Raw genomic sequence first — 16,407 nt, forward strand, 5'->3', positions numbered from 1 at the left:
CACCCAAGCAATTTGCGTCGAACGACCAGATTGCGGTGACTGTGAAGATGACACGAACCGAAAGTTTGCGTCACGAACGACACCTGAACAGCTTGCTATCACATACCCGATTTGCTGAAGCGCGCCGTACGGCACGATTCGGTACCCGAATTTCTTGACGACCATAGAACATTGGAACCACCTGATCCCATCCCGAACTCAGTAGTGAAACGATGTATCGCCGATGGTAGTGTGGGGTTTCCCCATGTGAGAGTAGGTCATCGTCAAGATTAAATTCCAGAAACCCTCATCGCTTACGCGTTGAGGGTTTTTGTTTGTCTGGGGTTCCAGAAACCTCTGCATCCTCCTGAGCTCATAACTCTATCTCTCCGGCAGTCATCCAGACCCACGTGCTTATGGCAATCCGGCGCGCTTGCCCTTATGGTTCGGCATCAGGTTCCACGCACCCGTCAAGGAAGCAAGCATGTCCGTTACAACCTCTCTGAGTGCAGGCTTCATGGTGGTTCAAGGCAACCGCCCGGATGAACTGCGCAGTCTGGTTGTCTCCTGGATGCGGCGATATCCATTGGCGCCCCTGGAAAACGAGATTGCTCTGGTGCAGAGCAACGGCATTGCACAATGGCTGAAGCTGGCCTTGGCCGAAGATGCCCAGGATGAAGATAACGGTGGCTGTGGTATCGCCGCCGCCATAGACGTCCAGTTGCCCGGCAGTTTCATGTGGACGCTGTATCGCATGGTGCTGGGTGCGGACGAGATCCCCCAGACGTCCTTGCTCGACAAGACCCCTTTGACCTGGCGCTTGATGCGCTTGCTGCCGTCGCTGATCAATCAGCCACACTTCGAACCGCTGCAGCGCTTCCTGACCGACGACACTGATCTGCGCAAGCGCTATCAATTGTCCGAACGCCTGTCTGATCTGTTCGACCAATATCAGGTTTACCGCGCTGACTGGCTGGAAGACTGGGCCGCTGGCCGTCATCAATTGCGCGACGTACGAGGTCAGTCCAGACCATTGTCAGCTGCCAATTGCTGGCAAGCAGAACTGTGGCGTGCGTTGCTGGACGACGTCGGGGCTGAAGGGATGTCGCAGAGCCGCGCGGGCGTGCATCAGCGTTTCATCGAGCGCATCGGCAATATGACCGAAGCGCCACCGGGCTTGCCGGCACGGGTCATCGTTTTCGGCATTTCGTCACTGCCGGCACAAGCGCTCGAGGCGTTGGCAGGGCTGGCCAGGTTCAGTCAGGTTCTGCTCTGTGTCCACAATCCGTGCCGTCACCACTGGACCGACATCGTCGCCGACAAGGACCTGCTGCGTCACCAGTACAAACGCCAGGCGCGCAAGAGCGGAATGCCGATGGTCCTCGACCCGCAAGCGCTGCATCAGCACGCTCACCCATTGCTCGCGGCCTGGGGCAAGCAGGGACGTGATTACATCAACCTGCTGGACAGCCATGACGACCCACGCAGCTACCGTTCCTCGTTCAAGGACGAGCGCATTGATCTGTTCAGTGAAGCGCAGCCCACCACACTACTGAACCAGTTGCAGGACGATATTCTCGAGCTGCGTCCGCTGGATGAAACCCGTGAGCTCTGGCCGGCAGTCGATCCTATCGAGGACCGCTCGATCCGCTTCCATGTGGCCCACAGCGCGCAGCGCGAAGTGGAAGTGCTGCATGACCAGCTATTGGCGAGATTCAGCAAAGACCCTGGCCTGCGCCCGCGTGACGTGATTGTCATGGTCCCGGATATCGACAGCTATGCCCCACACATACGCGCGGTATTCGGGCAGATCGAACGCGAAGATCGTCGCTTCATCCCCTTTACGCTGGCTGATCAGGGCCAGCGCGGCCGCGAGCCGTTGCTGATTGCCGTCGAGCACCTGCTCAAACTTCCGGACAGCCGTTTCCCGGTCAGCGAGATTCTTGACCTGCTGGACGTTCCAGCCTTGCGCGCACGCTTCAGGATTCAGGAGCGTGACCTGCCAACGCTGCATCGCTGGATAGAAGGTGCAGGCATTCGTTGGGGTCTTAATGCTCAACAGCGTGCTGGTCTGGGGCTGCCGGATGCCCTTGAGCAGAACAGCTGGCATTTCGGCCTGCGTCGCATGTTGCTGGGTTACGCCGTGGGTGCGGGTGCGGCTTACGACGGCATCGAACCTTACGATGAGATCGGCGGGCTTGATGCAGCGTTGATCGGTCCGCTGGTCGCGCTGATTGACGCCCTTCAGGTCGCCCACACCGAGCTGTCGACACCCACTACTCCGGAAGCGTGGGGTGCCCGCCTGCAATCGCTGCTGCAGCTGTTCTTCCTCGCCGACAGCGAGCATGACGATTACCTGCTTGCCCAGCTGGAAACACTGCGCGAGAACTGGCTGGAAACCTGTGCAACGGTAAGGCTGACCGATGAGTTGCCGCTGACCGTTGTGCGTGAGGCCTGGCTGGCCGGGCTCGATCAAGGGCGCCTGTCCCAGCGTTTTCTCGCGGGCTCGGTCAACTTCTGCACATTGATGCCCATGCGCGCCATCCCGTTCAAAGTGGTCTGCCTGTTGGGCATGAACGACGGCGATTACCCGCGCGCGCAACCGCCGCTGGATTTCGACCTGATGGGCAGCGATTACCGCCCCGGCGACCGTTCCCGGCGTGAAGACGATCGTTACCTGTTGCTGGAAGCCTTGCTCTCGGCCAGGGACCAGCTGTATGTCAGTTGGGTTGGCCACAGCATTCGTGACAACAGTGAGCGTCCTGCTTCGGTACTCATCGGACAGTTGCGCGATCACCTCGCCAGCGGCTGGAAGCTGGCCGGCGAGACCGACCCGGACGTTAAACAGGATGATGAGCGCTTGCTGAAAGCCTTGACTGTGAATCACCCGTTGCAACCCTTCAGCGCCAATTACTTCCACGCCGGCACGGGGTATTTCAGCTTCGCCCGCGAATGGCGCCTGCTGCATGAAACCGACATTCAGGTGCCCGTGCCTCAAGCACTGCCCGCTCATGAACAGGACGAACCGCTGTCCATTGCGCAGCTACAGGATTTCCTGAGAAACCCGGTAAAGCACTTTTTCAGCCAGCGCCTGAAGATTTATTTCGAAGTCGCTGAAGCGCCGCTCGCCGATGAAGAGCCGTTCGTGCTCGATGCCCTTGAGCGCTATGGCCTGAGTGAAAGCCTGCTTGGCGCTGGCATGTCCTCGCCGGACAACATGGATGCTGCTCTGCAGACTCAAGCGCTGAAACTGCAAGCCAGTGGCCTGTTGCCGCTCGCAGGTTTCGGCACCCTGATGCAGAGCGAGCTGATCGAACCGCTGCCGGACGTACTCAGGCGCTACCACGATCTGTTGACCCTCTGGCCCGAGACCCTGAGCAGTGCTTTACCGATCAGCTTCAGCCATGCGGGTGTCAGCATCGACGGCTGGCTGGGCGGGTTGCACCGTAATGCCCGTGGCGAGCTGTTGCTGGTCACCGCCATTCCCAACAGCATCGGCTCGAAAAAGACCCGCAAGTGGCACCGGCTGATTCGGCCGTGGGTCAATCATCTGGTGGCGTGCGCCTGCGATCTGCCGTTGAGCACGGCACTGGTCGCCAGTGATGAAACCCTGATGCTGGAGCCGCTGGACAAGGCGAGTGCCGTCACCACGCTCAATCACTTGCTGACGGCCTGGCTGCACGGCATGCAGGAACCCCTTCCGGTCGCGGTCAAAACCGCCTTCGCCTGGTTGGGCCAGCCTGCCGACAAAGCCGAGGCGGCCGCCCGCAAAGCCTACGAAGGTGACGGACAGACCACCGATGGCGAGCGTCGCGAAAGCACGGCACTGGCTCGGCAGTTCCCGGACTTTGACGCACTGATGGGCAGTGAAGAATTCGCAGGCTGGTGCGAGACGCTCTACAAACCGATTTACGAAGCGCCCTGGCAGTCGTTGTCCGGCGGGGAGGGCGGCGCATGAGCGAGCAATCCCTTCCTCTCGCGCTGCGCTTTCCACTACGCGGCAGCCAGTTGATCGAGGCCAGCGCCGGGACCGGCAAGACCTTCACCATCTCCGCTCTGTACTTGCGTCTGGTGCTCGGCCACGGCACCGAACAGTCCGGCTTTGGTCGCGAACTGCTGCCGCCGCAGATCCTTGTGGTGACCTTCACCGACGCCGCGACCAAAGAGTTGCGTGACAGAATTCGTACCCGGCTGGCGGAGGCTGCGCGCTTCTTCCGTGACGAGATCGCCGCCCCCGATGGCCTGATTGCCGACCTGCGTGAACAGTTCGAAGCGTCGCTATGGCCAGCCTGCGCCAGCCGTCTGGACATCGCCGCACAGTGGATGGACGAGGCCGCGGTCTCGACCATCCACAGTTGGTGCCAGCGCATGTTGCGCGAGCATGCATTCGACAGCGGCAGTCTGTTCACCCAGACGCTGGAAACCGACCACAGCGATTTGCTCGGCGAAGTCCTGCGTGATTACTGGCGCCGCTTCTGCTACCCCATGAGCGGCGACGCATTGCTCTGGGTGCGGGAAAACCTCAGCGGTCCGGCGGCGTTGTTGCCGCGTGTGCGAGGTCTGTTCGGACGCGATCGCAGCCCACTCACCCAGGAACCGGGCGAACTGATCGCGGCGTCATTGCAAGAGCGCCGGGCAGCGCTTGCCGCGCTGAAAGCACCTTGGGCCGTGTGGGCCGATGAGTTATATGCGCTGTGTCAGGACGCTGTCGCCCGCAAGGCAGTCGATGGCCGCAAGATGCAGGAGCGTTATTTCAAACCCTGGTTCGAAAAGCTTGCCGCCTGGGCCGCTGACGACACACAGGAAGCGCTCGATCTGGGCACCGGTTTCACTCGCCTGACCCCCGACGGCATTGCCGAAGCCTGGAAGAGCGATCCACCTGTGCACCCGGCCTTCGAGGCCATGGCGCAGCTGAAGGCGGCGCTCGACGGTTTGCCCAAACCCGATGCTGCTGTGTTGCAGCATGCGGCGCAGTGGGTCAGCGCGCGCTTTGAAGAAGAGAAGCGTCGCCGCGCCGAGATGGGCTTTGATGACATGCTGCTCAGGCTCGACGCTGCCTTGCATGGCGCTGGCGGCGAGCGTCTGGCCACCCTGATTCGCGAGCAGTTTCCGGTGGCGTTGATCGACGAATTCCAGGACACCGACCCGGTGCAGTACCGGATCTTCGACAGCATCTATCGTCTCGAGGCCAACGATGAGCAGACAGGGCTGTTCCTGATTGGCGACCCGAAACAGGCGATCTATGCGTTTCGCGGCGCCGATATCTACACCTACCTGCGTGCCCGCCAGGCGACCGATGGCCGTTGGCATACGCTGGACACCAACTACCGCTCCAGTCATGCGATGGTCGAGTCGGTCAACCACGTCTTCGCGCGGGCAGAGCAACGTGAGCAAGGTCGCGGTGCGTTCCTGTTTCGTGATGAGCACGGCAATCAGGTGCCGTTCTCCGATGCGCTGGCCCAAGGCTGCAAAGAGACGCTGCACGTCGACGGTACACCCCTGACGGCGTTGACGGTCTGGCACCTGCAAAGTGACCAGCCGGTGTCCGGCGTGGTTTATCGTCAACAGTTGGCAGCCAGTTGCGCGAGCGAGATCGTGCGTCTGCTCAATGCCGGTCAGCAGGGCAGTGCCGGTTTCGTCACGCCCGACAACACACTGCGCGGGCTGCGTCCGGCCGACATTGCGATTCTGGTCCGCGACGGCAAGGAAGCGCAGGCGGTGCGTCAACAACTGACCGCGCGTGGAGTGCGCAGCGTGTACCTGTCCGACAAGGATTCGGTGTTCGCCGCTCAGGAAGCCCACGACCTGCTGTCCTGGCTCAAGGCCTGTGCCGAGCCGGACTCCGAACGCACGCTGCGTGCCGCGCTGGCGTGTATCACGCTGGACCTGCCGCTGGCCGAGCTGGAACGCCTGAATCAGGACGAGTTGGCATGGGAGCGGCGCGTCATGCAGTTTCGTGGCTATCGCGCCATATGGCGCAGCCAGGGCGTGCTGCCGATGCTGCGCCGTCTGCTGCATGACTTTGCCCTGCCACAGACTTTGATGATCCGCAATGACGGTGAGCGAGTGCTCACCAACCTGCTGCACCTGTCGGAACTGCTGCAGCAGGCCGCCGCCGAACTGGATGGCGAGCAGGCGCTGATCCGTCATCTGGGCGACCACCTGGCACTCTCCGGTCAGGCCGGGGAAGAGCAGATCCTGCGTCTGGAAAGCGACGAGCAACTGGTCAAGGTGGTCACCATCCACAAGTCCAAGGGCTTGCAGTACCCGTTGGTATTCCTACCGTTCATTTGCTCCTCGAAACCGGTGGACGGCAGTCGCTTGCCTCTTCAGTTTCATGACGCCGACGGCAAGTCACAGATCAGCCTGCAGCCTACCGAGGCGCTGATTCAGCAAGCCGATGATGAGCGTCTGGCCGAAGACCTGCGTTTGCTCTACGTCGCCCTCACCCGATCGGAACATGCCTGCTGGCTGGGCGTCGCCGACCTCAAGCGTGGCAATGCCAATACCTCGATGCTGCACCGTTCCGCACTGGGTTACCTGCTGGGCGGTGGCGCAGTGCTGGCCGAGTCGGCGGAGTTGAACGTCTGGCTGCGTGATCTGGCCCAGGGGTGTGAGGCGATTGCCTTGCAGCCTGTTCCGGAGCCCACCGACGAGCGCTTCAGTGCGCCGCGCAACGAAGCGGCGCTGGTCAAGCTGCTGGTGCCCAAACGCCGCGCTGCCGAGAACTGGTGGATCGCGTCCTACAGTGCCCTGCGTATCGGCGACACGGTAACGGCCGGTGCCGATGAATCGCCTGACAGCCCGCAGGCACAGAAACTGTTCGACGACGAGCGTCTGGACCCCGAAGCCCCGCGCGACATCCTGACCAGCGGCGGCGATATCCATCGTTTTCCGCGTGGCCCCAATCCCGGCACCTTTCTGCACGGGCTGCTCGAATGGGCTGGCAACGAAGGGTTTGCGATGACCGCGCACGCGCCGGAGAAACTGCAGGACGCCGTCGCCCGGCGCTGCAATCGACGCGGTTGGGCAGGCTGGATCAATACCCTGAGCGATTGGCTGCAACACATGCTGAACATGCCGTTGCGCTTGTCGCCTGATGCCGCACCGGTGGCCCTGGGCGAACTGGATCAGCCCAATCAGTACCGTGTGGAAATGGAATTCTGGTTCGCCAGCAGTAACGTCAACGTCGCGCAGATGGACGCCCTCGTGCGCCGCTTCACCCACGACAATGCGGCGCGTGCTGCGACCGAGACGGTCTCGCTCAACGGCATGTTCAAGGGCTTTATCGACCTGACGTTCGAACATGAGGGCCGGTATTACGTGGCCGACTACAAGTCCAACTGGCTGGGCAGTGACGACAGTGCGTACACCCAACTGGCGATGGAAACCGCCATTCTCGACAACCGCTACGACCTGCAATACGTCCTCTACCTGCTGGCCCTGCACCGTCAGCTCAAGACGCGGATGGCCGACTACGATTACGACCAGCACATGGGCGGCGCGCTGTACCTGTTTCTGCGGGGCAGTCGCTCGGCCTATCAGGGAGCGTATTTCACCCGTCCGCCACGTGAGCTGATCGAGAGTCTGGACCTGCTGTTTCAGGGCAAACCGATAGCGCATGACCTGCCGGGAGCATTGGCATGAGCCGCTCGTTCGATGATCTGTTGCCTACCGCGCTGGACGACATCAGCCTCGCTGAGTTGAGCCCGCTGACGCGTGTCAGCGATCTGCTGATCCTGCTCGAGCGCTGGGTCGAGCGCGGCTGGTTGCGTGCTCTGGACAAGGCGTTCGTCGCGTTCCTCAGTGACCTCGATCCGCAGGCCGATCCGTTGGTGCTGGTGGCAGCGGCGCTTACCAGCCATCAGCTCGGCCACGGTCACGTCTGCCTCGATCTGTACGAGACCCTCAAAGAACCGGACTTCGCCCTGTCACTGCCGCCCGAAGGCGATCAGCAGAGCGCGCCGATGCTGCTGCCATCACAACTGCTGGCAGCGCTGGATGGCGCCGCCTGGTGCCAGGCGCTGGCAGGCAGCATGCTGGTTGCCGAGGTGGGCGATTCAAGTGCCGAAGCGCGACAAAAACCACTGGTGCTGGCCGAGCGGCGTTTGTACCTGCGTCGCTACTGGACTTACGAACGGCGTATCGCTGCAGCCTTGCGTCAGCGCCTGGCCCAGCGTGAAACGCCGCCGGAGGGTCTGCCGCAGCAGCTCGACGCGTTGTTCGGCCCGGCCGATCCCTCGCCACAAGCCGTCATCGACTGGCAGAAACTTGCCTGCGCGCTAGCGACCCGCAAGGGCTTCAGCATCATCACCGGCGGCCCCGGCACCGGCAAAACCACCACGGTGGTACGCCTGCTGGCCTTGTTGCAGGCTCCGGCGGTACAGAGTGGCCAACCGCTGCGCATTCGTCTCGCGGCGCCCACCGGCAAGGCGGCGGCACGTTTGACCGAGTCCATCAGCCAACAGGTGCAGGGCCTGGATGTCAGTGACGACGTACGACAGAAAATCCCCAGCGAGGTGACCACCGTCCACCGCTTGCTGGGCAGTCGCCCCGGTACCCGGCACTTCCGCCACCATGCGGGCAATTTACTGCCGCTGGATGTGCTGGTGGTTGATGAAGCCTCCATGATCGACCTGGAAATGATGGCCAATCTGCTCGACGCACTGCCGCCGCATGCACGCATGGTTCTGCTGGGCGACAAGGACCAGCTGGCGTCCGTTGAGGCGGGGGCGGTACTCGGGGATTTGTGCCGCGACGCCGAAGAAGGTTTCTACAGCCCCGACACCCAGGCCTGGCTGGAAGCCGTCAGCGGCGAAGACCTCGGCAAGGGCGGTTTGCGCCAGGGCGATGCGCAGCAGCATCCGTTGGCTCAGCAAGTGGTGATGCTGCGCCACTCGCGTCGCTTCGGCCAAGGCAGCGGCATCGGCCAGTTGGCCCGGCTGGTCAACCAGCAGCAGGACCAACAGGCCCGCGCGCTGCTGTCGGCGGGCAGTCACGACGACCTGTTCGCCCTGGCACTCAAGGGCGAGCAGGACCTCAAGTTCGAACGCCTGGTGCTCGACGGTCTTGGCATGGGCGAGCAAGGCCCGCAGGGTTACCGGCATTACCTGAACGTACTCGCCGCCGAGCGTCCCGCCGACGATTCGGCACTGGACGACGCGTGCTGGACCCGTTGGGCGCGCTCGGTACTCAGCGCCTTCGACGCTTTTCAACTGCTGTGTGCCGTACGCAAAGGCCCGTGGGGCGTGGAGGGCTTGAACCTGCGCATCACGCACGCGCTGTTCAGCGCGAAGCTGATCGAAAGCGAACAGCAATGGTACGAAGGTCGCCCGGTGCTGATGACCCACAACGACTATGGCCTCGGCCTGATGAACGGCGACATCGGCATCACCCTGCGCCTGCCCGAGCGCGACGGCGAGGGCAAACAGGTACTGCGCGTCGCCTTCCCCCGCAACGACGGCAGCGAAGGCGTACGCTTCGTCCTGCCCAGCCGCCTCAACGAGGTCGAAACCGTGTACGCCATGACCGTACACAAATCCCAGGGCTCGGAATTCGCCCACACCGCCCTGATCCTGCCCGAAGCGCTCAACCCGGTACTGACCAAGGAGCTCATCTACACCGGCATCACCCGCGCCAAGCACTGGTTCAGCCTGATCGAACCGCGCCAAGGCATCTTCGAAGAAGCCCTGCGCCGCAAGGTCAAACGTCTGAGTGGTTTGATGTTGGGGCTTTGATCAGCAGTCGACTCTCGTACCGATGCTCCGCGTTGGCATGCTGTCGGTGATGCTTTGCGAGGGCTGTCAGTCCTGTGGGCGCAGCCCCGGCCGCAACAACCTGAGAGTTACGTGCGTCGTTTCTCGAGAGCGGAAAACAGGTACATACCGGCCAGTAAGGCTGATAGGAATATGAGGATTTTCCAGTGTCCTGTAAGCAGAGTGGCGACCGCTGGCCCAGGGCAGATTCCCGCAATGCCCCAGCCAATCCCGAACACCAGGCTGCCAACGATCAAGCGCGCGTCCAACTGGGTTTTCACCGGGAGCTGCATACGGGCACCCAGCAAGGATTGCCTGTTCCTGCGCGCCCAGTTCAGGGGGACGACCGCCACCGAGATGGCACCTGCCATTACCAGAGCAAGCGATGGATCCCACGTTCCGCTTACATCAAGAAAAGCCAATACCTTGGCAGGGTTTGCCATGCCAGCCAAAAGCAGACCGAAGCCAAATATCAAGCCTGCAAAAAATGCGGTCACCTTGAGCATCTTCAGACCCCCAGTACATGGCGACTGACGTATACCGTCGCAAATCCGGTAGCCATAAAGCATAGCGTCGCCACGATGGAGCGAGGAGACAAGCGGGATATCCCGCACACGCCATGACCACTCGTACAGCCCGAACCGTAACGGGTACCCACGCCAACGAGCAGGCCCGCGATGACCAGGGCGGGCCATTCTGAATTAATCTCTATCTCCGGCAACGCTGTGAACGCCGCCCACAATAATGGCGAAATCAACAGGCCAAGCAGGAACAGCGCCTTCTCGCCCCAACCTTCACTGCCCAATTGCAAAACGCCCCCCAACACGCCGCTGATGCCGGCAATACGACCATTCGCGAGAACGAACAAGCTGACGGCCAGCCCTATCAATGCTCCTCCGCACAATGACGTCCAGGGTGTGAAGTTGATCCAATCAATGCTCATTTCGTATTTCCTGCACAAAGGGGGGCCTGTGGGGGGGGGACGTTGACTGGTAAAGCACTATCACCGGCATGATAACCATCTGCCCGGGTGGGTTGCGCGGCTGCTGTGCGAGAGTTAATGGAGGAGTCAGCTATCGGCTCGGCCTACCAAGGCAGCCATGGGAGTATCTTCTGTGTTTACTCATTGGCTGTGCCGAGTTTGACGTGGCGCTGGTAGCACGCCTTAGTGCCGGAAAGGATCAGGTTCGCCCTCACATTTTTTCAAGCGTTCAATAATGGCGGGAGATGTTTTGTTAATGTCGACTCTACCCGATTCCGTTAGGTATATATCTAACGTAGCCCAGCGCTTGGGCGTTATGTCGATACATCTCATATGGCCCTTGATGGGGCCCCAAAAGAAAACCATAAAAAAGTCTTCATCGGGGAATAGATGACCAACATCAGATGACGCTTCTCCCGGAAGCATCCTCTCTCTATGAATTTGGTGTTGCGTATCCCATACTAAACGAAGTTCATCCGTAGCTTCTTTGGAGTAATGAATAACTACGCTGGGGGCAGCAGCATACCAAGCCGTTAGCAGAGCTATAAACGCGAACAGAACTGCATGACGCAACTTAAGTTTTCTCACATTGATGATCAATGACACCCGCTCCCCATGCTTGTGGTGCAACCGAAAGAACCTCTTCCATTATCATTTTCGCTGTTATGCCGCCATGAGGATGCAGGTTAAATAGTTTAATCCCGATCCCGACAGATATTCGGTCGGGATCGTCGTCCCAGGCGCGGAGTCCCTCTACGTTCTCGGCACGTTGAGGTCCCCGGTATTTTCTGCTTACCGGTGGTTTTGTTATGTCACTGATCGCCCCGACAGAGTCTGAGACTATCTGCTCTAACCCCGCACCGTCGGCAAGCACGCTTTCTGAAAGACCGCCTGCGCGGCCAACATAACCGTAGTGGATGTTAGACCAAATATCATAAAAATACTCGTACTCTTCTTGCTTGTGGTAATACCCACCGAACTTCTTATGGATTTTCGGCTTGTGGTCCCAATCCCTATACTGCCCGACACGCTCAGTCCAAATCACCAACGCAGCAGCGCCATTTGCTGCGCCAATAGTTTGGGGGCTCGTCGCGCCAACTTGAGCATACCAAGGCAGGTCCATTTGCTTGCGAGTCTCTTCGGCAACGTCATAACTGAGCAGTTTTTTCATTTTCAAAACAGAAGGGTGATGAATATTGCGATTCATCTCGTCCGCAATGTATGTCGCCAGCTCTTCCATCCTGTCAGGGTGTTTGCAAACAACAGATTCCGCCCTTGGCTCAGGCTTCGCCTCTGACGCCTTACCGGCTGCCTCAGGGCCTACCGAAGCGTTCGCCGCCAAGGCTTTCTCCGTGAGCTTCGGGTCAGCCAGCAAGGTCGCCATCTTCTCGTCGTCCACGGAACCGTCTGGCCGGAAGGCCCCCAGCGCCATGAAGTTAATAATGGTCGCGCCACCAGCGTCGCCCATGACGAAGCCGCCACCCACATTGCCTGAGCCGGTGATGATTGTCCCGCCGTGACTGGTGGGGCTTCCTAGGTGGGCCATAGGACGGCCATTCACCAGAATGGTAGGAAAGCCTGTAGTGATGACCGCGCCACACCCGCAGGTATCCCCCACACGTGCCGCGCCCATGCCGTTGATGTTGACGTCACCGGATGCAGAAGCGATAGGCGTTGTACCGTGCCCCGGTAATGGGCAGGCGTGCTTGTCGCCCAATCGGGCTGAAGAAATCATTGCATGCCGTCCCTGCGTTTTGATCCGTAGACAACCAGCGTTTAGTTGACGCATGGGAGGCTACCGGAAGCGCAAAAAGCGGTATGTAGGGGAAATCTTAGTTTTGCGAAGGACCTTGAGAACCTGATCGAAGAGTCGGGGTGACCTCAATGGTTGCGAACCAGCATCCGTGTCACAAACCGTCGGCCAACTCCGGTCTGCCCCCGCTACGATACGGCCACCTGATCCCTTGAAAATCGGTCACGACACAAAGTGAATAACGCGGTTTTCCCCCAACAAAAACCCCTTATTCAACTCCGTCACCTCGCGGATGTAATCCCACAACAACGTAATCCGCTTGAGCTTTCTCAGGTCCTCCCGGCAGTACATCCAGAATTGACGAGTAATGTTCACTTCCTCCCTCAGCACCGGCAGTAGCCGTGGGTCTTGAGCGGCGAGGAAGCATGGCAGGATGGCCAGTGCGCGGCCTTGCAGGGCGGCGGTGTATTGGGCGATGACGCTGGTGCTGCGCAGCTGTGCCTGGGCGTTGGGCAGCAGGTTGCTCATGTACAGCAGCTCGGAGCTGAACGCCAGGTCGTCGACGTAGCTGATGAAGACGTGCTCGCTCAGGTCCGCCTTGTGTTCGATGGGCGAGTGGTTGTCGAGGTAGGCCTGGGTCGCGTACAGACCCAGGCTGTAATCGCAGAGCTTGCAACACACGTAGGGGCCGTGTTCGGGCCGCTCCAGGGCGATGACGATATCCGCCTCGCGTTTCGACAGGCTGATGAAGTGCGGCAGCGGCAGGATGTCCAGCGAAATGCTCGGGTAGCTGTCGAGAAAGTGGCTCAGTTGCGGGGTGATGAAGAAGCTGCCGAAGCCTTCGGTGCAGCCCATGCGCACATGCCCGGACAACGCGACACTGGACCCGGAAACCTGTTCGCAGGCCATGTGCAGTGTGCTTTCGATGGACTCGGCATAGCCCAGCAGGCGCTGACCTTCGGCGGTCATGATGAAGCCATTGTTGCGCGATTTCTCGAACAGCAGCGTGCCCAGTGAGGTTTCCAGCGAGTTGATGCGCCGCGATACGGTGGTGTAGTCGACGCCCAGGCGCCGGGCCGCGCTGCTGACTTTTCGAGTGCGTGCCACCTCGAGGAAAAACTTCAGGTCATCCCAGTTCAACAGCCCCAAGGAGGTGATGTTTTTTTGCATGTTGACCCTGCTTTTATCTGCGTTCTTGTTAGAAGTTTGCACATCTATACTCCAAAGCACGCCCCCTGACCAATTCAAAAACAAGACTGCCGGGAGGCCACGATCATCCTTCTGCACAGGCTGTGGATGCGTGGTTTGCTGAAGGGAGAATCGCTGAAATGAATGCCTCACTGAACCACACGACGACCTCGATTGCTCGCGTGAAACTGCTGATCAACGGCGAGTGGACCGACTCGCAAAGCAGCGAATGGGTAGACATCGTCAACCCGGCCACTCAGGAAATCCTCGCCCAGGTGCCATTCGCCACGGCCAGTGAAGTGGACGCCGCCGTCGCAGCCGCTCACGCGGCCTATCGAACCTGGCGTGAAACACCGATCGGTGTGCGCATGCGCATCATGCTCAAGTTGCAGGCGCTGATCCGCGAGCACTCCAAGCGTATCGCGGCGGTACTCAGTGCCGAGCAGGGCAAGACGCTGGCCGATGCCGAGGGCGATATCTTTCGGGGCCTGGAAGTGGTCGAGCACGCCTGTTCGATCGGCACGCTGCAAATGGGCGAGTTTGCCGAGAACGTCGCCAGTGGCGTTGACACCTATACCCTGCGCCAGCCGATCGGCGTGTGCGCCGGGATCACGCCGTTCAACTTCCCGGCGATGATTCCGCTGTGGATGTTTCCGATGGCGATCGCCTGCGGCAATACATTCGTGCTCAAGCCTTCCGAGCAGGATCCACTGTCGACCCTGTTGCTGGTCGAGCTGGCGATCGAGGCGGGGGTGCCGCCTGGTGTGCTTAACGTGGTGCATGGTGGCAAGGAGGTGGTGGACGCGATCTGCACGCACCAGGACATCAAGGCTGTTTCCTTCGTCGGTTCGACGGCGGTCGGCACGCATGTCTACGATCTGGCCGGTCGGCATGGCAAGCGGGTGCAGGCAATGATGGGGGCGAAGAATCATGCCGTCGTGCTACCCGACGCCAATCGCGAGCAAACCCTGAACGCGTTGGTGGGCGCAGGTTTCGGTGCGGCGGGTCAGCGGTGCATGGCGACTTCTGTGGTGGTGCTGGTCGGCGCGTCTAGACAGTGGCTGCCCGACCTCAAGGCGCGGGCGCAGAAACTCAAGGTCAATGCCGGCCAGGAACCGGGCACCGACATCGGGCCGGTGATTTCACGACGGGCCAAACAACGCATTCTGGATCTGATCGAGAGCGGCGTGCGTGAAGGTGCGACGCTGGAACTGGATGGTCGGGAGGTTTCAGTGCCAGGTTACGAGGGCGGCAACTTCGTAGGGCCGACCTTGTTCTCGGGCGTCACCACCGACATGCAGATCTACACCCAGGAAATTTTCGGGCCGGTGCTGGTGGTGCTGGAAGTCGATACCCTCGATGAGGCTATCGCGCTGGTCAACGCCAACCCGTTCGGCAATGGCACCGGGCTGTTCACCCAGAGCGGTGCGGCGGCACGCAAGTTCCAAAGTGAGATCGATGTCGGGCAGGTCGGGATCAATATTCCGATTCCCGTGCCGGTGCCGTTTTTCAGTTTCACTGGCTCGCGGGGTTCCAAGTTGGGCGATCTGGGCCCGTACGGCAAACAGGTGGTGCAGTTCTACACTCAGACCAAGACCGTCACCAGTCGCTGGTTCGATGACGAGAGCGTCAACGATGGCGTGAACACCACGATCAATCTGCGCTGAGCGCTGGCGGTCAATTCGCCCGGGAGAACAACCATGAACATCGCATTTATCGGTCTGGGCAATATGGGCGCGCCCATGGCCCGCAACCTGATCAGAGCCGGTCACGCCTTGCAGGTGTTCGACCTCAACAAGAGTGTACTGGCTGAGTTCGCCGAGCTGGGCGCACAGGTCAGCGACTCACCCGCACAGGCGGCCCAGGGCACTGAACTGGTCATCACCATGTTGCCCGCAGCGGCGCATGTGCGCAGCGTGTACCTCAACGACGACGGCGTGCTGAAAGGCATCGCGTCCGGTGTCCCGGCAGTTGATTGCAGCACCATCGACCCGCAGACCATCCGCGACATCGCCGCTGTCGCTGCGCAGCAAGGCGTGGTGTTGGGCGATGCGCCAGTGTCGGGCGGCACCGGTGGTGCGCAGGCCGGAACCCTGACCTTCATGGTCGGAGGTTCTGCCGGGCATTTCGCTGTGCTCAAACCGGTGCTGGAACAGATGGGCCGCAACATCGTGCATTGTGGTGACGTGGGCACCGGCCAGATCGCCAAGATCTGCAACAACATGCTGCTGGCGATTTCCATGATCGGCGTGGCCGAGTCCATGGCGCTGGGCAATGCACTGGGTATCGACACCGAAGTGCTGGCCGGCATCATCAACACCTCGACGGGCCGTTGCTGGAGTTCGGAGGCCTACAACCCGTGGCCCGGCATCGTCGAAACCGCTCCCGCGTCACGCGGTTACAGCGGCGGCTTTGGCGCCGAGCTGATGCTCAAGGACCTGGGCCTGGCAACCGAGGCCGCGCGCTCGGCGCATCAACCGGTCATCCTCGGCGCAGTGGCGCAACAGCTGTATCAGGCCATGAGCCTGCGTGGCGATGGTGGCAAGGATTTCTCGGCGATCATTGAGGGGTATCGCCCGAAAGCCTAGGCGTCACCCGTGTCGGGAATCCGTGGGGCGTTGCTGTGTATCCGGTTTTTACATTAGGAAATCGCGGCAGAACCGGCTACTTTGGACCTCGTCAGACCCGCGCAGGGATGCTCGGTACGCTTCGACGAGAAGTGCCGCATCCTCGCCCGGAGGCTGGCGCTT

At 60.7% G+C, this 16,407-nt stretch carries 9 protein-coding genes and 1 rRNA gene; 6 read left to right on the forward strand and 4 right to left on the reverse strand.

Annotated elements, in window-relative coordinates; translation table 11 throughout:
* The first annotated feature begins 153 nt into the window (after positions 1–153).
* The 4 genes from rrf (at position 154) to recD (ending at position 9,716) form a co-directional block, all read left to right on the forward strand.
* Positions 154–269, forward strand: a 5S ribosomal RNA gene (rrf, locus tag GE543_RS21315).
* A 194-nt stretch (positions 270–463) separates the two neighbouring features.
* Positions 464–3,937 (forward strand): exodeoxyribonuclease V subunit gamma, encoded by a 3,474-nt coding sequence (recC, locus tag GE543_RS21320; RefSeq protein ID WP_153222313.1) that lies wholly within the window; start codon positions 464–466, stop codon positions 3,935–3,937.
* Positions 3,934–7,626: an exodeoxyribonuclease V subunit beta gene (gene recB / locus GE543_RS21325; RefSeq protein WP_153222314.1), complete on the forward strand. Its 3,693-nt coding sequence runs from the start codon at positions 3,934–3,936 to the stop codon at positions 7,624–7,626. The genes recC and recB overlap by 4 nt, the downstream gene beginning before the upstream one ends.
* Complete coding sequence (gene recD, locus GE543_RS21330; RefSeq protein ID WP_153222315.1) at positions 7,623–9,716, forward strand: exodeoxyribonuclease V subunit alpha; 2,094 nt, start codon at positions 7,623–7,625, stop codon at positions 9,714–9,716. Before recB ends, recD begins: the two co-directional genes overlap by 4 nt.
* Before the next feature lie 107 nt (positions 9,717–9,823).
* On the opposite strand, the gene GE543_RS21335 is transcribed toward recD, so the two are convergent.
* The 4 genes from GE543_RS21335 to GE543_RS21350 form a co-directional block, all read right to left on the reverse strand.
* On the reverse strand, positions 9,824–10,240 hold the full coding sequence (locus GE543_RS21335) for a DUF6691 family protein (RefSeq protein WP_032697805.1): 417 nt from the start codon (positions 10,238–10,240) through the stop codon (positions 9,824–9,826).
* Between the two features lie 2 nt (positions 10,241–10,242).
* Positions 10,243–10,677, reverse strand: coding sequence for a YeeE/YedE family protein (locus GE543_RS21340; protein ID WP_103697182.1), 435 nt, complete (start codon positions 10,675–10,677; stop codon positions 10,243–10,245).
* A 613-nt stretch (positions 10,678–11,290) separates the two neighbouring features.
* Positions 11,291–12,451: a polymorphic toxin type 44 domain-containing protein gene (locus GE543_RS21345; RefSeq protein ID WP_153222316.1), complete on the reverse strand. Its 1,161-nt coding sequence runs from the start codon at positions 12,449–12,451 to the stop codon at positions 11,291–11,293.
* Positions 12,452–12,691: 240 nt separating this feature from the next.
* Complete coding sequence (locus GE543_RS21350) at positions 12,692–13,639, reverse strand: LysR family transcriptional regulator (RefSeq protein ID WP_153222317.1); 948 nt, start codon at positions 13,637–13,639, stop codon at positions 12,692–12,694.
* Positions 13,640–13,797: 158 nt separating this feature from the next.
* On the opposite strand from GE543_RS21350, the gene GE543_RS21355 reads away from it, so the two are divergent.
* Together GE543_RS21355 and mmsB are read left to right on the forward strand one after the other, a co-directional pair.
* A complete protein-coding gene (locus GE543_RS21355) occupies positions 13,798–15,324 on the forward strand; it encodes a CoA-acylating methylmalonate-semialdehyde dehydrogenase (protein ID WP_153222318.1) in 1,527 nt (508 codons plus the stop codon).
* Between the two features lie 33 nt (positions 15,325–15,357).
* A complete protein-coding gene (gene mmsB, locus GE543_RS21360) occupies positions 15,358–16,245 on the forward strand; it encodes a 3-hydroxyisobutyrate dehydrogenase (RefSeq protein WP_153222319.1) in 888 nt (295 codons plus the stop codon).
* Positions 16,246–16,407: the final 162 nt, after the last annotated feature.

Origin of the sequence: Pseudomonas sp. SZ57 (assembly GCF_009495975.1) — a bacterium.
Taxonomy (GTDB): domain Bacteria; phylum Pseudomonadota; class Gammaproteobacteria; order Pseudomonadales; family Pseudomonadaceae; genus Aquipseudomonas; species Aquipseudomonas syringae.